The sequence below is a fragment of the Vibrio sp. 2-2(8) genome, from assembly GCF_963888495.1.
Taxonomy (GTDB): Bacteria; Pseudomonadota; Gammaproteobacteria; order Enterobacterales; family Vibrionaceae; genus Vibrio; species Vibrio anguillarum.
Genome location: NZ_CAWPJM010000022.1, coordinates 243,591 through 263,126, shown reverse-complemented (window position 1 = coordinate 263,126; position 19,536 = coordinate 243,591). Strand labels below are relative to the sequence as shown.

Annotated in this window: 17 protein-coding genes; 14 read left to right on the top strand and 3 right to left on the bottom strand. The window is 44.9% G+C overall.

The genetic code is table 11. The features are described from left to right. Positions 1-152 precede the first annotated feature (152 nt). Positions 153-647: a leucine-responsive transcriptional regulator Lrp gene (gene lrp, locus AACV12_RS07600; RefSeq protein ID WP_010317439.1), complete on the top strand. Its 495-nt coding sequence runs from the start codon at positions 153-155 to the stop codon at positions 645-647. A 187-nt stretch (positions 648-834) separates the two neighbouring features. Continuing rightward, positions 835-3,720, top strand: a complete 2,886-nt coding sequence (locus AACV12_RS07595; protein ID WP_170900121.1) for a DNA translocase FtsK — start codon at positions 835-837, stop codon at positions 3,718-3,720. A 105-nt stretch (positions 3,721-3,825) separates the two neighbouring features. Here AACV12_RS07595 and AACV12_RS07590 read toward each other — a convergent pair whose 3' ends face one another. Next, complete coding sequence (locus AACV12_RS07590) at positions 3,826-3,993, bottom strand: hypothetical protein (RefSeq protein ID WP_170900120.1); 168 nt, start codon at positions 3,991-3,993, stop codon at positions 3,826-3,828. A gap of 306 nt (positions 3,994-4,299) precedes the next feature. On the opposite strand from AACV12_RS07590, the gene htpX reads away from it, so the two are divergent. From htpX to AACV12_RS07545, 9 genes are all read left to right on the top strand, one after another. Further along, positions 4,300-5,163: a protease HtpX gene (htpX, locus tag AACV12_RS07585; protein ID WP_013857168.1), complete on the top strand. Its 864-nt coding sequence runs from the start codon at positions 4,300-4,302 to the stop codon at positions 5,161-5,163. A gap of 220 nt (positions 5,164-5,383) precedes the next feature. Continuing rightward, positions 5,384-5,803 (top strand): nuclear transport factor 2 family protein, encoded by a 420-nt coding sequence (locus AACV12_RS07580; RefSeq protein ID WP_170900119.1) that lies wholly within the window; start codon positions 5,384-5,386, stop codon positions 5,801-5,803. Then, positions 5,800-6,522, top strand: a complete 723-nt coding sequence (locus AACV12_RS07575) for an SDR family NAD(P)-dependent oxidoreductase (RefSeq protein WP_013857166.1) — start codon at positions 5,800-5,802, stop codon at positions 6,520-6,522. Before AACV12_RS07580 ends, AACV12_RS07575 begins: the two co-directional genes overlap by 4 nt. Positions 6,523-6,552: 30 nt before the next feature. Continuing rightward, positions 6,553-7,827, top strand: coding sequence for an NAD(P)/FAD-dependent oxidoreductase (locus AACV12_RS07570; protein WP_040122962.1), 1,275 nt, complete (start codon positions 6,553-6,555; stop codon positions 7,825-7,827). Continuing rightward, complete coding sequence (locus AACV12_RS07565; RefSeq protein WP_047690805.1) at positions 7,827-8,567, top strand: DUF1365 domain-containing protein; 741 nt, start codon at positions 7,827-7,829, stop codon at positions 8,565-8,567. The genes AACV12_RS07570 and AACV12_RS07565 overlap by 1 nt, the downstream gene beginning before the upstream one ends. A gap of 57 nt (positions 8,568-8,624) precedes the next feature. Then, positions 8,625-9,872, top strand: a complete 1,248-nt coding sequence (locus tag AACV12_RS07560) for an SAM-dependent methyltransferase (RefSeq protein ID WP_170900118.1) — start codon at positions 8,625-8,627, stop codon at positions 9,870-9,872. After that, positions 9,872-10,369 carry a DUF2878 domain-containing protein gene (locus AACV12_RS07555; RefSeq protein WP_170900117.1) on the top strand — a complete coding sequence of 166 codons (498 nt, stop codon included), beginning with the start codon at positions 9,872-9,874 and terminating at the stop codon, positions 10,367-10,369. The genes AACV12_RS07560 and AACV12_RS07555 overlap by 1 nt, the downstream gene beginning before the upstream one ends. Further along, on the top strand, positions 10,347-10,925 hold the full coding sequence (locus AACV12_RS07550) for a chalcone isomerase family protein (RefSeq protein ID WP_094147159.1): 579 nt from the start codon (positions 10,347-10,349) through the stop codon (positions 10,923-10,925). Before AACV12_RS07555 ends, AACV12_RS07550 begins: the two co-directional genes overlap by 23 nt. Beyond that, on the top strand, positions 10,922-11,449 hold the full coding sequence (locus AACV12_RS07545; protein ID WP_017049908.1) for a DUF3833 domain-containing protein: 528 nt from the start codon (positions 10,922-10,924) through the stop codon (positions 11,447-11,449). Before AACV12_RS07550 ends, AACV12_RS07545 begins: the two co-directional genes overlap by 4 nt. Before the next feature lie 44 nt (positions 11,450-11,493). Here AACV12_RS07545 and AACV12_RS07540 read toward each other — a convergent pair whose 3' ends face one another. Together AACV12_RS07540 and AACV12_RS07535 are read right to left on the bottom strand one after the other, a co-directional pair. Then, positions 11,494-13,788 (bottom strand): YgiQ family radical SAM protein, encoded by a 2,295-nt coding sequence (locus tag AACV12_RS07540; protein ID WP_170900116.1) that lies wholly within the window; start codon positions 13,786-13,788, stop codon positions 11,494-11,496. A 213-nt stretch (positions 13,789-14,001) separates the two neighbouring features. Then, positions 14,002-15,639, bottom strand: a complete 1,638-nt coding sequence (locus AACV12_RS07535) for a S1 family peptidase (RefSeq protein ID WP_249371319.1) — start codon at positions 15,637-15,639, stop codon at positions 14,002-14,004. Positions 15,640-16,019: 380 nt separating this feature from the next. Between AACV12_RS07535 and AACV12_RS07530 the strand changes: the two genes are divergently transcribed. The 3 genes from AACV12_RS07530 to AACV12_RS07520 all read left to right on the top strand — a co-directional run bounded on the left by AACV12_RS07530 (position 16,020) and on the right by AACV12_RS07520 (position 19,515). Continuing rightward, a complete protein-coding gene (locus AACV12_RS07530; RefSeq protein WP_170900115.1) occupies positions 16,020-18,494 on the top strand; it encodes a sensor domain-containing phosphodiesterase in 2,475 nt (824 codons plus the stop codon). A 70-nt stretch (positions 18,495-18,564) separates the two neighbouring features. Further along, entirely contained in the window at positions 18,565-19,245 is a 681-nt protein-coding gene (locus AACV12_RS07525) for a hypothetical protein (protein WP_017047761.1), read from the top strand. Between the two features lie 69 nt (positions 19,246-19,314). After that, positions 19,315-19,515: a DUF4250 domain-containing protein gene (locus AACV12_RS07520; RefSeq protein ID WP_010316942.1), complete on the top strand. Its 201-nt coding sequence runs from the start codon at positions 19,315-19,317 to the stop codon at positions 19,513-19,515. Positions 19,516-19,536: the final 21 nt, after the last annotated feature.

The following is a 19,536-nucleotide window of genomic DNA, read 5'->3' as shown; positions in this document are numbered from 1 at the left end:
ACTCCTTAGGTTTTTTTGGTTGTTATAACTATATGTAGGGTTGTTGTTTCGAATTTGTGACTAGTATAGATGTGAATGTGTAAAATTTGATACTGAATATTAAAAAGTTGTAGTATATATTTTTGCAAGGAAGTAATAAGGTGGAATAAAAAATGGCAGACAACTATAAAAGGCCGTCCAAGGATTTAGACCGTATCGATCGCAATATTTTGAATGAATTGCAGAAAGATGGTCGTATTTCGAATGTAGAATTATCAAAACGAGTGGGTTTATCTCCAACCCCCTGTTTAGAGCGTGTACGTCGTTTAGAGCGTCAAGGTTTCATTACCGGTTATACCGCGTTGTTGAATCCACAATATCTTGATGCTTCGCTGTTGGTATTTGTGGAAATTACATTGAATCGCGGTGCACCTGATGTGTTTGAACAGTTTAATACTGCGGTTCAAAAACTGGATGACATTCAAGAATGCCATCTTGTTTCGGGTGATTTTGACTATCTTCTCAAAACTCGAGTCTCTGACATGGGGGCGTATCGTAAATTGTTGGGTGATACGCTATTGCGTTTGCCCGGAGTCAATGACACTCGCACTTATGTTGTGATGGAAGAAGTGAAGCAAAGTAACCAGTTGGTTATCAAAACTCGATAACGCCAGATTGTCTGAATAGTGGTACTTCTTTCCACATTCTGACGTTCGCCAATTGGGTTTTTAACCTTGATGTGGTTAAATCACACAACAAACCGAGCGGCTTTTGCCGCTCGGACTGTTTTCACCCAAACCAACGCATCAAGCCGCAATAAACCTTGAGTGTTGGCGTTAATCAGAATCTAGGTTTATGTTCAAAGAGAACCAAAATAAAGTTGAGACCATTATTAAGACCAGCGAAGAGCCTCAGTCTTCACGCCTCAATGGATCGCAACGTCTGAAAGAGTGCGGGCTTATTGTCGCTGTGCTTGCCTCTGTGCTTCTTTCCATCGCTTTATTAACATTTAGTCCCGCCGATCCTTCATGGTCGCAAACCGCGTGGGGAGGCGATATTGAAAATGCAGGCGGTATTATTGGCGCATGGATTGCCGATACCTTGTTCTTTATTTTTGGATCGCTGGCCTACCCAATACCGCTCATGATTACTGTGCTAGCATGGGTTTTTCTGCGTAAAAGAGAAGAGAATGAACCCCTTGATTTTGTGCTGTGGGGAACGCGTTTACTCGGCTTAACCATCTTGATTTTGACCAGTTGTGGCCTTGCGGATATTAACTTTGACGATATTTGGTATTTTTCATCTGGTGGTGTGATTGGGGATGTCTTAACCAGTTTGGCGCTGCCAACGCTTAATTTACTAGGCTCAACCTTAGTATTGCTCTTTTTATGGGGCGCTGGTTTTACGCTGCTAACGGGTATCTCCTGGCTAAGCATCGTGGAATGGTTAGGCACGATGAGTATTTCTCTTGGCGTTGCGTTGATCAATCGATTACGTGGTGAGAAAGATGAAGATATTGCGCCCGTTTTGTCGCCAATGGAGTTGTCGCCGCTTGAATCATCATCCGCAGACTTAGCCGTTGTTGAGTCTAGTTCGCCAAATGAAGAATATGTCAAATCAGCCCTCGATGCGTTTGGGGCCGAGCAATACACGCCTGCGGTAGAGGTTGAAGAAGAGCTGGAACAGACTCACTCGCCAAGACGTTTTAATATTCACATGCCAGCGGCCAAAACTCAGGCTAATACTTCTCCTGAATTCAGTGAAACTCACTCAGATGAAGCGCCATTTGATCGCAGCAAGCAACTTAGTGCAACGATTGAAGAGTTAGAATCTGTTGCGTTGGAAGAGGATGACCTTGCTCTTTCATCGGCAGACTGGGTAGATGAAAGAGCTAATGAGCATCAAGCATTAGCCAGTGCCGACCTCGATGCCAGTCAAGAAGCTCAGCAATATGCATGGGTAGAGGACGAAGAGGTGAGCGATCCGTCGCTTACGATGACAGAAGTTGATCTTGAAGTGTCGCGTGTTGAACCGGTTATTTCCAATTTGGATGTGCTGGATGAAGATGAATCAGATCAAGCGTTGGCTGCTGATCTTGATGTGATGTCAGAAGATGACGAGCCACCGTTAGGCCAGCAAGATAGCGATGTGACGGCTTTTCAGAACATGGTGTCTTCGGCTCAGGCCAATATGGCGGCCAAGCAAAACCCATTTTTAATGCAAAAAGAGACTAACCTGCCTAAACCGACGGAGCCACTACCGACGTTAGAGCTTCTGTATCACCCAGAAAAGCGTGAACACTTTATTGACCGAGAGGCATTAGAGGAGGTTGCTCGTTTGGTTGAATCTAAACTCGCGGATTACAAAATCCAAGCGCAAGTGGTTGATATCTTTCCGGGGCCGGTTATCACTCGTTTTGAATTAGATTTAGCTCCAGGCGTAAAAGTGAGCCGTATTTCTAGCCTATCGATGGATTTGGCGCGTTCTTTATCGGCAATGGCGGTGAGGGTGGTTGAAGTGATCCCCGGTAAACCTTATGTTGGTCTTGAACTGCCAAACATGAGTCGTCAAACCGTCTATTTGTCAGATGTTATAAAAAGCCGTCAATTCCAAGAAGCGAAATCACCCACGACCATCGTTTTAGGGCAAGACATTGCAGGCGAAGCATTGGTCGCGGATTTAGCCAAAATGCCGCACGTGTTGGTGGCTGGTACAACAGGCTCAGGTAAGTCGGTTGGGGTCAACGTGATGATCCTCAGCATGCTTTATAAAGCGAGCCCAGAAGACGTTCGCTTTATTATGATTGACCCGAAAATGTTAGAGTTATCGATCTACGAGGGTATTCCTCACCTGTTAGCTGAAGTCGTGACTGACATGAAAGACGCATCAAATGCTTTACGTTGGTGTGTGGGTGAAATGGAACGTCGTTATAAATTAATGTCTGTGCTTGGTGTGCGTAACATCAAAGGCTTCAATGATAAGCTAAAAATGGCTGCTGCTGCTGGCCACCCCATCCACGATCCTTTGTGGAGAGAAGGGGACAGTATGGAGAGTGAACCGCCACTGCTGGAAAAACTGCCTTACATTGTCGTGGTTGTTGATGAATTTGCTGATCTGATGATGGTGGTGGGTAAAAAAGTAGAAGAGTTGATCGCGCGTTTGGCACAAAAGGCTCGTGCTGCGGGTATTCACCTTATTTTGGCCACTCAGCGCCCATCGGTTGATGTGATCACCGGTTTAATCAAAGCGAATATTCCGACCCGCGTTGCGTTTACCGTTTCGACTAAAACCGACTCAAGAACTATTTTGGACCAAAGTGGTGCGGAATCACTGCTCGGTATGGGCGATATGCTCTATCTACCACCGGGTTCTAGCCACACGATCCGGGTTCACGGTGCGTTTGCCTCGGATGAAGATGTGCATGCGGTGGTAAACAACTGGAAAGCACGCGGTAAGCCGAACTACATAGAAGAGATCACTTATGGTGACCAAGGACCAGAAGCCTTGCTACCCGGTGAGAAGATGGAAAGTGATGAAGAAGTGGATCCGCTATTTGATCAAGTGGTTGAACATGTAGTGGAAACGCGTCGAGGTTCAGTTTCAGGAGTGCAACGCCGATTTAAAATCGGTTACAACCGCGCTGCAAGAATTGTAGAGCAGCTGGAAGCACAAGGTATTGTGAGCGCTCCCGGCCATAATGGTAATCGCGAAGTACTATCGCCAGCGCCGCCGCGAGATTAATCACGGTCATTGTAGGCAACACAAACAAAACAGCGCCACCCATGATGCCATGAGCGGCGCTGTTTCAATTTAGCTAGCATAAACTCTCGCCAGCCTTGCTAACGGCTATTTTTCTTGCATCAGCCCCACCAGTGCTTGTTGCGTGTCAGATATTTGCTGCTGCGCGGATAGTGTACTGCCAATTCCCAATTGTTGTTTAGCTTCATCTTCAGAGAGACCTAAGTGGCAACACAGTAAATCAATCGCCATTTGATAGTTGCTCGTTTCAGCCATGATGCTGTCCTTTGTCCGTCGAAAATGTCTGTTTCCCATGCAATGTAGTCACTTTAGCTGGGACTCTCAATACGACCAAAGTCTTATGCGTTCAATTGCCTACGGCGTGCTGTAAGGGTAGGTTAACCATCTTGCTGTTCAATAACAGATTTTAGAAAACTCGGCGTCAGACATTAAATGTTTCAATTTATCGCTTAACCTTGTTTTTCAAATCTTAGACTATATGTATATGAAAAATTGTGTAGGTTCATGCTAGCGTCGCTTGCAGCCTACACTCATAATAAGCTTTTCATTCGGAGATAAGTAATGAAGCGAGTCATGTTATTTCTAGCAACCAACCTTGCGGTGGTTCTGGTTCTTAGCCTTGTATTAAATATTGTTTATGCTGTGACGGGGATGCAGCCGGGCAGTTTATCTGGCTTGCTCGTCATGGCCGCGTTGTTTGGTTTTGGCGGCTCATTTATTTCATTATTGATGTCAAAGAGCATGGCTCTGCGCTCGGTAGGTGGAATGGTGATTGAAAGTCCACGTAACGAAACTGAGCATTGGCTAGTGCAAACGGTGCGTCGTCAAGCTCAGCAAGCGGGTATTGGTATGCCAACGGTAGCAATTTATGATTCGCCGGACATCAACGCTTTTGCAACAGGCGCTAAACGTGATGATTCTCTCGTCGCTGTTTCAACGGGGCTATTGCACAGCATGACGCGTGACGAGGCCGAAGCGGTATTGGCGCATGAAGTGAGCCACATTGCCAATGGCGATATGGTCACGATGACTTTAATGCAAGGAGTGGTTAATACCTTCGTTATTTTCTTATCGCGCTTTATCGCAAACATCGTGTCGTCTCGTGATTCAGAAGAGGGTGGCGGTAGCAATATGATGGTTTATTTTGGCATCTCTATGGTGCTGGAATTGGTATTTGGCTTCCTCGCGAGCTTTATTACGATGTGGTATAGCCGTCATCGCGAATTCCACGCCGACGCAGGTGCAGCAAAGCTTGTGGGTAAACACAAGATGATTGCGGCGTTAGAGCGTTTAAAAATGGGGCAAGAATCTCAATTGGAAGGTTCCATGATGGCTTTTGGTATCAACGGTAAACGTTCAATGACGGAATTATTGATGAGTCACCCACCGCTTGATAAACGCATCGCCGCTTTGCGCAATAGTTAATCTAAGCTAACTAAAAAGAGAAGGCCAGCGAATTATGCTGGCCTTTTTGATCGTCGTAACTATTGGAATTTTAGTCTTTATTTTCTTTTTTGATCTTAATTCCTTGCAACCACGTATGCATTGAAAAGATACAAAGTTATACAAGAAATATTTTGTATAACTAAGTGACTTGTACTATTTTGTACATGTGAAGTTTTTGTATAACTTATGGAAACGTACAATGGATGTCGAATCGGTTGCTCAAGTTTATCGTCAACTCAACAAAGAGAACTTGCCTTTATTACGTCAGGTTTATCACGACAATGTCCTTTTTGAGGATGCCGCTCATCGAATAGAAGGTTGGCGTGCGCTATCGGATTATTTTGCTCGTTTGTATCAGAACGTAGAGCGTTGTGATTTTACCATCCATGATCACCAGCAAGTCGGTGACTGCGGCTTTCTCACATGGACTATGTCTTTGCAGCATCCTCGGCTAGCTCGTGGAAAACTTATACATGTGCAAGGGATGAGCCATCTCAAGTTTCAAGACAACCAAGTCATTTATCACCGTGATTACTTCGACTTGGGAGAAATGCTCTATGAACACATTCCGCTGCTGGGAAGTGTTATTCGTTCGATCAAACAGAGGCTAGGGCAATGAAGAGTGTACTTATCACGGGAGCCACTTCTGGTATTGGTTATCAGCTAGCTGTTGATTATGCAAAAACGGGTTGGCAAGTTATTGCTTGTGGGCGTAACCAAGCCAAGCTTAATCAAATGCATCAAGAGTATCCGCAGATCCAAGGTATTGCGTTTGATATTACCGATTTTGAGCAAACGAAATCGGCTTTATCGCAACTGCCTTTTACTCCTTCACTGTGGATCCTCAACGCTGGCGATTGCGAATACATCGATCATGGTCAAATGGATTCACTTCGGTTTAAGCGTGTGTTTGACGTAAACGTTTTGGGTTTAGCTCATTGCATTGAGGCGATACAGCATCACTTTGTTGCTAACCACCGTGTGGCGATCGTTGGTTCCATCGCCAGTGAAATCGCGCTGCCAAGAGCAGAAGCCTATGGCGCTTCTAAAGCGGCGGTTAGTTACCTAGCACGCTCGCTCATGCAAGATTGGCGAGCGCAAGGTGTTGCTGTGACGATGATCTATCCTGGGTTTGTTGCCACGCCTTTGACTGATAAAAATAGTTTTTCGATGCCAATGATGGTCAGTGCCGAGTATGCATCGCAGGCGATTCGCCGTGGGTTGGAAAAAGGCAAAACCACCCTCTATTTTCCGGCCCGTTTTACGAGCCTATTACGTTTGATTGGCAGCTTACCTTACGCATGGCAAGGCAAATTAGTTGCGGCATTACTTAAATAACGAGCTGTTTTGTAATTAAAGGAATTGAGTATGAAAATCGCCATTATTGGTAGCGGTATTTCCGGGTTAACATGCGGTTATTATTTGCATAAACATCATGATGTTACCGTGTTTGAAGCCAATCATTACATTGGTGGGCATACCGCCACCGTCGATATCGAGCTCGATGGTCAAAATCATGCAGTTGATACTGGTTTTATCGTGTACAACGACCGGACCTACCCAAATTTCATCGCAATGATGAATGAAATTGGCGTAAAAGGCATTCCGACTCAAATGAGCTTCAGTGTGCGTAATGATGCGAATGGGCTGGAATATAACGGTCATACCGCAACTACGTTGTTTGCACAAAAGCGGAACTGGTTAAACCCTGTCTTTTATCGCTTTATTTTTGAAATCATTCGCTTCAATCGGTTAGCGAAACAGCAAGCAGAACAAGCGCATCAATCGATGCAAACCTTAGGTGATTTCTTATTTGAGCACCAATTTTCTGACTATTTTTGTGAAAATTATATTTTACCGATGGGAGCGGCAATTTGGTCATCTTCCTTGGCTGATATGCGGGTTTTTCCGTTAAGTTTCTTTTTGCGTTTCTTCCTCAACCATGGCCTGCTAGAGATCACTAACCGACCACAATGGTATGTGGTTGAAGGCGGATCGCGTGCGTACATCGAACCCTTAACGCAAGGTTTTAAAGATAAGATTCATCTTGATAGCCCAGTTACACAAGTCAAACGCGGCTCGGCAGGTGTCGAGCTCATTGTTAATGGGCAATCACACCACTTTGATCATGTAATTTTTGCATGTCACAGCGATCAGGCATTAGGTATGTTAGAGCAACCGACAGAGGCTGAACAAGAGGTGCTCGGCGTAATGCACTATCAAGCCAATGAAGTCACTTTACATACCGACACATCACTGCTACCTAAGCGAAAAGCCGCTTGGGCAGCTTGGAACTATTGGCTTGATGGCAGTCCAGATCAAGAGTCGCGTTTACCAGCGCTGACCTACAATATGAATATCTTGCAGCATATTAAAGGCGCTCATACTTTTTGTGTATCGCTCAACAGCGGTGACCGCATTTCTGATGAGAAAGTTTTACGACAGTTTACTTATCACCACCCGGTATTCACCACGCAATCTATCGCGGCTCAGCAACGCAAGCCTGAAGTTAACGGTGTGAATAACACTTGGTACTGTGGCGCTTATTGGCGCAATGGTTTTCATGAAGATGGCGTGACCAGTGCGCTGGATGTGGTGACACAACTTGAAGCGCAAGCGCAGCAGTTAAAAGGCGCGGCGTGATGGAGACTGAGCCCAACAGTTGTTTGATGGTTGGCATGGTACGTCATCGACGCTTTACACCGATTGAACATGCGCTCAATTATCCATTGTTTATGCCGTGTATTGATCTCGATGAACTGGAGCAGCTGAGTGATTCAGTTTGGGGGTTTGGCGAAAAATGGTGGCACTGGGCGCGTTTTCAGCGCGCCGATTATCTTGGTGAAGGGGATTTAAAACAGTGCATACAAGATAAAGTTCATGAGCTGACGGGCGACCGCTGTTCCGGAAAGGTGATGGCAGTATGTCACCTTCGTTATTTAGGAATCTATTTTAGCCCGGTTAATTTCTACTATCTTTATGATCAACAAGGTGAATGGCAATACTTGCTGGCCGAAGTGAGTAATACACCTTGGAATCAACGGCACTACTACGCGGTGAAAGCACAAGCGGGAGAAGAGCAGCAACAGTGGCGTCATCAAAAGGCGTTTCATGTTTCTCCCTTCAATCCTATTGATCAGCAATATCATTGGAAGTTGAAGCCGCTTGGTTCGTCATTGAGTGTACATTTGGAATGCCATAAAGAAGGTAAAGTTTTCGATGCGACTTTATCGATGAAGGCACAACCATTTAATTCAAAAAATTTACTCAAGTTATTGATCAAAACACCCGTGATGGCCGTAAAAGTGACAATAGGTATTTACTGGCATGCTTTAAAGCTGTGGCTTAAAGGAGCACCTTTCTACTCCAATCCACATTCATAAATACGCAAGATCTACACAGAGACAGTGTCTAAATAACAATAACAAGGAGAACGCTCAATGCTTAATTCACAAACTCTCGCGTTGCCCAAGCAACTGACAGGGTTGCAAAAGAGTGCAAGAAGCTTCATTTTTCGCTGTCTACAGCGTTTAGACGTCGGCACTTTAACCATCATTGAAACCTTTTCCAATGAAGGCGCGTCCAGTCAGGAGACTTTTGGCGTACTTAAAGAGCATCAACCCCATGCAACTATTGAAATACATCACCCTCATTTTTATGCTCGTTTATTAAAAGGGGGTAGTATTGCAGCGGGTGAAGCTTACATGGATGGTTGGTGGGATAGCCCGAATTTGACCAGCCTAATGGAACTGATGGCTCGTAATGTCAGTGCATTAGATGGCATTGAAGCTCGCAGTAGTGTGTTGACCAAACTTTTTTATAAAGTAAGCCATTGGCTCAACCGAAATTCAATCGATAAAGCCAAAGAGAATATTCATGCCCACTACGATCTAGGCAATGATCTCTACCACACCTTTTTAGACAGTAATATGCTCTATTCCAGCGCGTTGTTTCTGCATCAGGATGAAACGTTAGAGCAGGCGCAAATTAATAAAATGGAACGTTTGTGCCAGCAGTTGCAACTCAAAGCAAGCGACCACGTGATTGAGATTGGCACCGGTTGGGGTGCGATGGCGATTTACATGGCCAAAACTTACGGCTGTCAGGTCACGACGACGACCATTTCTGAAGAGCAGCATTACTACACCGCACAGCAAATAGAGCGGCAGGGGCTGGAGAGTCAAATCACCTTGCTTAAGCAAGATTACCGCCTGCTACAAGGTCAGTACGATAAATTAGTCTCGATAGAGATGATCGAAGCGGTCGGTAAAGAGTACCTCGCCTCTTATATTGAAAAGTGCCAGTCACTACTAAAACCCAATGGTTTGATGGCGATTCAAGCCATTACCATTGCTGATCAACGTTATGATTATTACAGCAATAATGTCGATTTCATTCAGAAATACATTTTCCCCGGCGGTTTTTTACCCTCAATTACTGCATTGACAACGGCGGCGACACAGCACAGTGATTTAGTGGTTCGCAACCTGTTTGATCTTGGTCCTGACTATGCGCATACGCTTGCTCATTGGCGTCACCGTTTTGAGCTTGCAAAACATCAGGTTTCACAACTTGGGTATGATGAGCGATTCACGCGTATGTGGCGTTACTATTTCTGCTACTGCGAGGGTGGATTTTTAGCAAAATCCATCAGCACTGTACATATGACTTTGCAAAGACCGATGTAATGAAAACGCTGTTTGCTGTCTCTCTTTGGTTTCAAGCGATCTGGTTTGTTGCTGTGTTGGGGACAGAACGTTTGCAGTGGTTGGCATTGGCCATGATGTTAGCCGCATTGATTTTTTCCTTGCGGCACTTCTCTTACTCTTTGGAAAGGGTAATTGCCTTAACCATTGTGGGTATTGTTATCGATGCCCTTAATCAGTATTTCGGGTTATTACGCTTTGCTACCAATGACTTTCCCATTTGGTTAATGGTGTTGTGGGGCGCTTTTTCTTGGTATGTCTCCCATTTAGTGGTGCTGATGAAACGTTATCCATCCAAACTCATTTGTTTGATGGTCGGCGTGTTAGGCAGTTTAAGTTATTGGGCGGCAGAACGTTTAGGCGCTGTACATTTTGATTGGCCATTGGGTTTGACTATGGCCATCTTGTGGTTGCAGTGGATGATGATCGGTGCATTGATACTTAGGGTATTTAGCGATGATGTTAGCAAAGAGAAATAGGCTAAGAAAATTCAACCTGTTAGTTATAGTGATTGCCTTTCACAGCTTGGTGAATAACGCTTTTGCGGCGGTGGCAGACGATAAACTGGCCGAGTGGCAAACTTGGCCAGTGATTGGCCAAGCGAATTTAAGCTGGTTATGGCTAGATATTTATTCCTCGCAGCTTCGTACTCCTTCAGGGCAGTACGAGCAAGGAAGCGATTTATCACCTCATCCCTTGGCGCTTGAAATTGAATATCAGCGCGACATCAGTAGTAAACAGCTGGTGGAATCGACCGCAGAGCAGTGGCAAAAACTCAAATTAACCGAGCAACAAATTGCACCGTGGCTGGTGCACCTATCGTCCATTTTTCCCAGCGTTACTGAGGGCGACCGCTTGATTTACACTTCCGATGGGCAGCAGGGCGCTTTTATTTTTCATCCAAAGAACGGTGTTCAAGCGCAGGTTGGTACAGTAGTCGACGAAGCGTTAAATGACGCCTTTCTCGCGATATGGCTGTCGCCACAGACGCAATACCCACACTTACGCAAACAATTGATAGGAATGCAACCATGAAAGCGATAGCCAGACGCAGTTATCTGTTACTTCTACTTTGGTTAGTGGGGTGCAGCGCTGATCTCACTCAATACCAATCCACGCAACCTAAGTTTGATCTATTTGAATACTTCTCTGGTCGAACGTTCGCATGGGGGATGGTGCAAGATTATACGGGGATGCAAACGCGTCGTTTCGAGGTTGCCATCGACGGAACAGTTGAGGGGAATAAACTCACTTTGGTTGAAGACTTCAATTTTGATGATGGTGAAAAAAGCCAAAGAGTATGGGTGATTGAACGTTTTGCTGATGGAAAATATATCGGTCAAGCGGATGATGTATTAGGCCAAGCCCAAGGGGAAGAAGTGGGTAACGCTTTGCGTTGGCAATATGACTTTTCCTTACCTTATGGTGATTCTACGCTAACCGTTACCTTTGACGACTGGCTTTATCGGCAAGATGAAAAGCGGGTGTTTAACCTGACTAAAATTAAAAAATTTGGTATCGAGGTCGGTAAACTAACGCTGTTCTTTGAAAAACAATAAGGCTCCGTAAGGAGCCTTATTGTGCTGATCATATGGCTTTGGAATTATCGCTGTTCTGCGCGTGGCGCTCTTGGCTTAGAGGCTTGAGTAAACGGTTTGCCTTTACTTGTCGGGCGAGAGTGTGCAGGTTTAGATGCGCCGCCTTGGTTTTTCTTACCGTTGTCTGTCGCGCTGCTAGCGCGTGATTTGCTTGGTGAAGTAGCGCTCTCTTTACGCGGGTTAAGAGCATCAAAGCCCGGCTGAGTTTTGGTGTGTTTGGTCGCAAAACGGTTCGCTCCGTGACGGCCAGATTTACGACGCTGCGCAGGCGTGAGTGCATCGACATCATTCGCAGGCACTAAGCAGTTAGGTTTATCACCAATCAAATGCTTTTTACCCATGTTGATCAAGGCTTCACGGATAATCGGCCAGTTTAATGGGTCATGATAGCGTAACAGCGCTTTGTGCAGCCTGCGTTGACGCTCTCCCTTCGCGACAGTCACTTCTTCACGTTTTTTGTATTTCACCCGTTTGAGCGGGTTAGTCTCTGAGTAATACATCGCGGTTGCATTACACATTGGCGATGGATAGAAGTTCTGCACCTGATCACACTCAAAATTGTTTGATTTTAGCCACAGTGCCAAATTGAGCATATCTTCATCTTCCGTACCGGGATGCGCGGAAATAAAGTACGGGATGAGGTACTGTTTCTTACCTGCTTCAGCGCTGTACTTCTCAAACATCTCTTTGAAGCGATTATAGGTGCCCATGCCCGGTTTCATCATCAGATCGAGCGGATTCTTCTCGGTATGTTCTGGGGCGATCTTGAGATAGCCTCCTACGTGATGCGTGACCAATTCACGTACATATTCAGGAGATTCAATCGCCAAGTCATAACGCACACCAGAGGCGATCATCACTTTTTTAATGCCTTTGACTTTGCGCGCTTCACGATAGAGATCAATCGTATGTTTGTGGTCGGTATTGAGCTTATGGCAAATTCCGGGGAAAACACACGATGGGCGGCGGCAGTTCATCTCAGCTTTAGGATCACTACAACCTAAACGGTACATGTTCGCCGTTGGCCCACCCAAATCCGAAATGGTTCCAGTAAAGCCGGGAACTTTATCGCGGATCTCTTCCATCTCATTCAAAATCGACTCTTTTGAACGGTTTTGGATAATGCGCCCTTCATGTTCGGTAATCGAGCAGAATGAACAACCACCAAAGCAGCCGCGCATGATATTAACCGAGGTTTTGATCATGTCATAAGCAGGAATTTTACTTTTGCCATACATAGGGTGAGGCACGCGTGCGTAGCTCAGGCCAAACACGTAATCCATCTCTTCTGTGGTGAGTGGGATCGGGGCTTGGTTGACCCACAACTCACGGTCGCCATGGCGCTGGATCAGCGCCCGGCCAGAGTAGGGGTTGGTTTCTAAATGCAGTACACGGCTTGCATGCGCGTATAAAATCCGGTCATTATTTAGCTTTTCAAAAGCAGGCAAACGAACCGCTGTTGTCGCGGCATCATGGCGAGAAGGACGAATGGTGATTGGCTTCGCTTCGGCTTCTTTTTCTTGATTAGTTTCACACTGCGTTTCCACCGCGTAAGGGTTCACAGGAACAAACGCTTTACCCGGTTTCTCAATGCGTGATGAGTCAATGATGGTGTAATGCTCAGGCTCAGCGGCCAGGTTCACGGCCGTGCCGCGAATATTGGTCATATCAGCGATGTTATCGCCATTGGCTAAGCGGTGCGCTACTTCAACCAATGCGCGCTCTGCGTTACCAAACAGCAGTATGTCGGCTTTGGCATCAAACAGCACAGAACGGCGTACTTTGTCTGACCAATAGTCATAATGGGCAACGCGGCGCAAACTGGCTTCAATACCACCGAGCACCAGTGGCACATCTTTATAAGCCTCACGACAACGCTGCGAATAGACAAGTGTGGCGCGATCTGGACGTTTGCCCCCTTCATTATTGGGTGTGTACGCATCATCATGACGTAATTTTTTGTCAGAGGTGTAGCGGTTGATCATCGAATCCATGTTGCCGGCTGTGATGCCAAAAAACAGGTTAGGTTTTCCCAGCGCCATGAAGGCATCTTTATTTTGCCATTGCGGCTGGGCAATGATCCCAACGCGAAAGCCTTGCGCTTCGAGTAAACGGCCAATGATCGCCATACCAAAACTGGGGTGATCCACATAAGCGTCACCCGTGACAATCACGATGTCACAGCTGTCCCATCCTAGGGCATCCATCTCCTTTTTACTGGTTGGCAGGAAAGGTGCGGTTCCAAAGCACTCTGCCCAGTATTTTTTATATTGATGAATAGGAGTGACGTTGCTGTGCATATTTTGACCTCTGATTAATGAGCCGCGCATTATAACGACTTGCACTGGTAGTATCTAGCGGAACATTGGCTTTGCGTTCTATTTATAAAGAAAATTATTAATAAAGTGAGTGGTAAGTGTGTCGGAGAGATACTAAGTGATATGTGATAAGAAGGATGCAGCAATAGTAAAAAGGTCAACCAGTAATAAAACGGGTTGACCTTTAGACAAGAGTTAGTGGCTCATGTAACGACGTCGAATCAATAAGGCTGCCAGCATTGACAATAAAGTCATTCCACCAGTACTACCGCCGCCTGAACCTCCTGAAACTGGGGGTAAGGTAAAGGAGTAAGGCTTTTCATATTTCAAATTTTTGATATAAGCCGCATCATTGCCAGTTGCTGTATTTGATGTCTTTACATATTCAAAGCGTATATCGTTGACTTCATCATTCAAATATAACGTTCTGTTGCCACTACGTTCACCATCTTCGATTATGTAAGTGCTACCGTTCACTTTCACAATTAAGGAATCATAAAGAAAAGTAGAGGAGACTTGGAAATCAAAGCTTACTTTTCCTCTAGGGACGTTTTCAAGAAACAAAACCGATCTCGCTTTATCGTTCATAACGGCAGAACGTAGCCAACCACCTTCTTCTAGCCAAGGGTTTACATTCACACTAATACTGCTATTGGGTATGGTAATTAACCCCTCTAGTGATTTTGCAGCAGGTTGTAGAACCGTATTGAGCTTTAGTGATGAGGTGACGGTTCCTAAATTTAGTGGGCTGTTAGTGTCAATCTCTAAGCGCACATCAGCAGGTGTCATTGAATCAATGGTATAAGAAACATCAACATAACATTGGCTACTCGGAGCCAAGCCTTGTGAACAGTTTTCGGCTGTGATATTTGCAGAAGCTGGAGACAGTGTGACGTTGTTTGCGGTAATAGTCTCATCAGAGCCGTTTACAAAATTAAAGCGATGGGTATGAAGCCCATATTTAATCTCGTTTTTGTGTTGAGATTGTCGGAAAGAAACCTTTGATGTTCTTTGAGTCAGCCAATCATTAAAATGGTCGACTTTGGTATAAACGCCAGCCGCGTCTTGTAAGCCGCAACCACGCCCCCAACTAACGACACCATATTGAATAAAATTACCGCCGTCATTGATAAAAACAGGGCCACCGCTATCACCTTGACAGGTATCTTGCGGGTAACTGGTTGCACAAAAAGCGTCATTTCTTATACGAGGGTAGTTACTACCACCTAAAGCTTGACACGTTGGGGTATCCATTAACGATATTTCTGCTTTACGTAATACTTGAGAAGGATTGCTCGATTTATTCAACAGTTGATTGTAACTCGTTGTACCAAAGCCAATGGTCTCTAGAACCGTGTCAGCGGCTAGCGTATCAAGTGCACCAGTATTAGGTCGAGTGACTGCTTGTATTGGTAATGACGTTTCTAATTCAAGGATCGCGATGTCGTTGAATCTTTCGTTATAGTCAGCATGAGTTTCATCATCATAAGCTTCATGATAATAGATTTGTTTGACTTTCACCCGACGACCGGCATTAGTACGTAAGTCATACGCTCCAACCGTCACTTCAATATCCTCTGCATTGAGCGGATTTTTTCCTGTTACGCAGTGAGCAGCGGTAAGTACATACTTATCACCCAAGTAGCTGCCACCACAAAAAGAGCTTTGAAGAGTTGAATAGTGTAAGGCAACCATAAAGGGAAAGTTACCCGCGTCAGCAGGGGTTCCATTGATGATTCTAGTTGATATTCCAGATTCCGTTCCAGAAGCACTGAACTCAAAAGATGTAAACAGAAGCGCTCCTAGCGCGACTGAAAAAAGGGGTTTGTTCATTAGTACCTCGGATTAGTTTTTCCAGCACCTCTTGGGTGTGGGAACGGTACCATATAGGGGCTAATGAATCTCGTCAATCAATGATAATTATCATATCGACAATATATATTAATCAGATAAGGCAAGTTAATGTATTTCAGTAGTTTACAAAATGAACCAATTGGTCATTTTGTATCCATTTTTTTCTTTCGATTACGATAGTTCTAGGCTACTCCTTTTGAGGTGTATTGATGTTCGGCGTTTTTTATATGGCTTGTCTGGCCTAAAATAATAAATAAGCAACTGCATTTACATCATTAGTGCTAACTCACGGCTTGTGATTAAGTTTTGCTCTATGCTGTGCCATTAATGGTAAATCATTTGAATGAGTTGGAGTCTATATGACACAGGTGAAGTCTCAAGAGCTACGAGAAAAGGCAGTGCTTCGAGAACGGCCAGTGGCTCGATATGATGCGATTGATTGGTCGTTTAACCTGACGACTTCCGAGTTTATTTGTGATCTGAAAGCAGCGAATGCGTTATTTCATTCCAGTGTTTCGATAGCCAATATCCAAGAACTCTTGCTCTATATGACGCCGAGCAAAGCTGCAGAGATGAAGCGCTGCTTCAAGTATGTGATTGAAAGTGGCAAAAGCCATGCTTTAAATTGCAACCTTGTTATTTCGGATCAGGCGTTAACTTATGTGGAAATTTTTATCGAGCGTACTTCTCTCACGCAGTTGCAAGGTACGATTCGACCGCTGCTCAAACTGGAATCATTGCAAGAGGTGGCCAAGCTTTTTGAAGGAGTGTTTGATAATACACATCATGGTTTGATCCTAACCGACGATCAAACGCGGGTTTTGGCTTGTAACCACTATTTTGAGCAGCATTCAGGTTTCAAACAAAATGAGCTACTTGGATTAAAAGCCAACCTATTTAATGCAGGCAAGCATTCCAAAGAGTTTTACCAATCGATGTGGCATGACATCAACACCAAAGATCATTGGAGCGGTGTCATTCTCAATCGTCGGGCATCTGGGCTGGTTGCACCACAAGAATTAACTATTCAAAAAATCGTACTGCAAGATGGCAGAGTGTTCTTTGTAGGGATGACGCTTGATTTAGCCGATAATCTTCACCGCGTAGCTGATACGGCACTTGGGGATATCGATCTTTTGACGCAACTGCCTACCGAACAAAAGTTTAAAGCCTTGCTCGAAACATATTGCGTGGAGAACCCCCAAGGCCAAACACAAATTGTTTTGGCTTTTCAACCTGCGTTTGAATCAGATCGACACCATATAGAAACTTTAATGCTTTCCAGTTTTTTGGCGCGCTGTAAAGAAGCTAAGTTGGTGGGCTATGTGGGAAAAGATATTTATTTAGTGAGTTTGAGCTGTTCAGAGTGCCAAAAAAACACAGATTTTCGTCTCATCCAGCATGCGATCCGGCGCTTTATGAAAGAGTTAAAGAACGAATCCAGCTCACATACCGCGATTATTAATGGCCGAATTGGTGTGTCTGTTTTAGGGTTCGATGCAAAAACGCCAGCTCGAATGGTGACGCATGCGATGCAAGCAATGCTTGAACAACATGCAGGGGAAGCGCGTAACATCAGTTTCTATCACAGTGAAATACATCAACAAGTGAAACGTAGAAAAAACTTGGAAGACAGAGTCGCCAAAGCGATTGCGCAGAAGGAATTGGAAATACACTACCAACCGATTGTCGATACTAAAACATGGAACATTGCGAAATTTGAAGCGTTATGCCGTTTTAAGCCTGTGCCCGATTTACCTTTTACCACGCAAGAAATGATTAATATAGCGGAAGAGTTAGATTTGATTGCCGAGCTTGATCGTTGTGTCAGTATTTTGTCTTTGCAAGATTTACCAAAGATAAAAACCTTGTTTGGCCAAGGTGTTGGGGTAACGATCAACCGCTCTTTAAATACCAAAATGGATGCGACGCAGATTTTAGCCAATACCATGGAGATCATTGATCGCTACACGGATACGCCTCAGTCAGTCACCATTGAGCTAACCGAAAGCGCCTATTTTGATAGCCAATCTCATCAGGTAGATGCCCTCAATGCTCTTCGATCGCGCGGCGTAACGGTTGCGATTGATGATTTTGGTACGGGTTATTCCTCTTTTACCTACCTCAGCGATTGCAATTTTGATTATTTAAAAATAGATCGCGAGTTTGTCACGGACATTCAGGTCAACAGCAATAAATACAGTATTGTTAAAATGATCACTGAGCTATCGCACACACTCGGCGTGAAAGTGGTTGCCGAGGGAGTAGAAACAGAGCATGAGGTTTGGGTGCTTAAATCATTGGGCATTGACTACATACAAGGCTATATTTTTTCAAAACCACTACCGCTTAAGGAACTGGTTCGGGCCAAGGAGTATCGTAACCGTTTTGCGTATTCAGGCGCTAAAGTGGAACAAGAGCGAAAGACCAACTGTTTGCTCAATCTGTTCAAAGAGGGGAAACCACATTTGGATCCCAGTGAGCCAATCTCTCTTGCTTATCAGTATATTAAAGCGACTAAAGTTGATGTGTTGCCAGTCGTCAATCAAGGAGAGTGTGTCGGCATCGTCGATGTAGCCTCACTCAATTTATATCTGACGCCGAACATGGGGACCGATCTTGAAACCACGCGTGAAGCGGCCGTATGGCGTAAGCCCGTGAATCAGATCATGAAATTTCATTTCACTCAGCTTGACGCGTACACCGAGCTGAATCAAGTGGTGAATTTGATCGAAAAAGGACATGCGTTTCCATGGGTACTGGTCGATAACACTCGTTACAAAGGCTTATTGACTCAAGCGGACGTGCTGAGGTATTTGGCCGAAAGTCAGTAACCTTCTCTGGGCATCCGCGCTTACTCTTTGCTATTATCGCGCCCAGATGTTTCCAGATGATGTTTAGATTATGATTCAAACCTTACTTTCTGTTTTTTCACCCATGCTGCTCGGTGCGCAAATCTTACTGACGTTAGTGCTGGTCAAAGGGGATATTTGTCCTGGACAACGTGGCCGTATTCATCGCGTCTTGCCAGCCATTGGTGTGCTTTGGTTGGCAGTGGCTTCACTAAAAATTGAAGCCTTTTTGGTCGTCTTTTCCATCTTCTATTTCTATTCACAAGTTCAAACCAAGAAAACTCGAGATGAAGGCCCGTTATGGGCACTGTATTTGGCGAATGGCCTTGCCTTGGCTTATGTCGCGATTCAGATATCAGAGCAGGGTCATTGGTCAGCTTCTATCGCCATGTTGCTGTTGGTTGGTTTGTTGGGCGCGAGTTTCTCGCACCTTCTACTAACGATAGCGCGCTCGCGTTTACAAGCTTTCCATCGAGTTCTACCCGTTGTGGGCATTCTCTGCTCGATGGGCATCGCTTTATGCGTTGTGCCGCACGCGTACGGGTTAGATGACGAAACGTTGGCTCAAGCAACATTGCCGTTACTAACGACATTCGGTTTCATGATTGCAGGTATTATCGTGTGGTGCTGGCATATCCTGTTTGCCAAAAGCGCTGAGAAAATTCAATTAACGGCAGCCTTGTTATTGATGTTGGCAGCCAGTATTTGTTTTCAAGGTTTGTTTAATCTCTAGACCTGGGTCACTCTTTAGTGCGAATTTTACCGCTAGTCTTTAGTGGTCTCTTTGCTATAGGAGTGAGCCATGGATTTGAGTAACGTCAGCCGTTTTGATAGCAATATATTACTTGGCATCGTCAATGAGAAGCTACGCTTAGAGTGTGACAGCTTCGAAGAGCTTGCCAGTATGTATGAAATGGATAGAGAAAATGTAGTCGGTAAGCTGGATGTTTTAGGTTACCAATACGACCCACTGACCAACCAATTTAAAGCGAACCAACGCTAGTGCTAAGCAGCGTGCAGTGAC

Excerpts from the sequence above, each read along its gene's own strand:
- lrp (WP_010317439.1), top strand. The coding sequence starts at position 153 with ATGGCAGACAACTATAAAAGGCCGTCCAAGGATTTAGACCGTATCGAT.
- AACV12_RS07595 (WP_170900121.1), top strand. The coding sequence starts at position 835 with ATGTTCAAAGAGAACCAAAATAAAGTTGAGACCATTATTAAGACCAGC.
- AACV12_RS07590 (WP_170900120.1), bottom strand. The coding sequence starts at position 3,993 with ATGGCTGAAACGAGCAACTATCAAATGGCGATTGATTTACTGTGTTGC.
- htpX (WP_013857168.1), top strand. The coding sequence starts at position 4,300 with ATGAAGCGAGTCATGTTATTTCTAGCAACCAACCTTGCGGTGGTTCTG.
- AACV12_RS07580 (WP_170900119.1), top strand. The coding sequence starts at position 5,384 with ATGGATGTCGAATCGGTTGCTCAAGTTTATCGTCAACTCAACAAAGAG.
- AACV12_RS07575 (WP_013857166.1), top strand. The coding sequence starts at position 5,800 with ATGAAGAGTGTACTTATCACGGGAGCCACTTCTGGTATTGGTTATCAG.
- AACV12_RS07570 (WP_040122962.1), top strand. The coding sequence starts at position 6,553 with ATGAAAATCGCCATTATTGGTAGCGGTATTTCCGGGTTAACATGCGGT.
- AACV12_RS07565 (WP_047690805.1), top strand. The coding sequence starts at position 7,827 with ATGGAGACTGAGCCCAACAGTTGTTTGATGGTTGGCATGGTACGTCAT.
- AACV12_RS07560 (WP_170900118.1), top strand. The coding sequence starts at position 8,625 with ATGCTTAATTCACAAACTCTCGCGTTGCCCAAGCAACTGACAGGGTTG.
- AACV12_RS07555 (WP_170900117.1), top strand. The coding sequence starts at position 9,872 with ATGAAAACGCTGTTTGCTGTCTCTCTTTGGTTTCAAGCGATCTGGTTT.
- AACV12_RS07550 (WP_094147159.1), top strand. The coding sequence starts at position 10,347 with ATGATGTTAGCAAAGAGAAATAGGCTAAGAAAATTCAACCTGTTAGTT.
- AACV12_RS07545 (WP_017049908.1), top strand. The coding sequence starts at position 10,922 with ATGAAAGCGATAGCCAGACGCAGTTATCTGTTACTTCTACTTTGGTTA.
- AACV12_RS07540 (WP_170900116.1), bottom strand. The coding sequence starts at position 13,788 with ATGCACAGCAACGTCACTCCTATTCATCAATATAAAAAATACTGGGCA.
- AACV12_RS07535 (WP_249371319.1), bottom strand. The coding sequence starts at position 15,639 with ATGAACAAACCCCTTTTTTCAGTCGCGCTAGGAGCGCTTCTGTTTACA.
- AACV12_RS07530 (WP_170900115.1), top strand. The coding sequence starts at position 16,020 with ATGACACAGGTGAAGTCTCAAGAGCTACGAGAAAAGGCAGTGCTTCGA.
- AACV12_RS07525 (WP_017047761.1), top strand. The coding sequence starts at position 18,565 with ATGATTCAAACCTTACTTTCTGTTTTTTCACCCATGCTGCTCGGTGCG.
- AACV12_RS07520 (WP_010316942.1), top strand. The coding sequence starts at position 19,315 with ATGGATTTGAGTAACGTCAGCCGTTTTGATAGCAATATATTACTTGGC.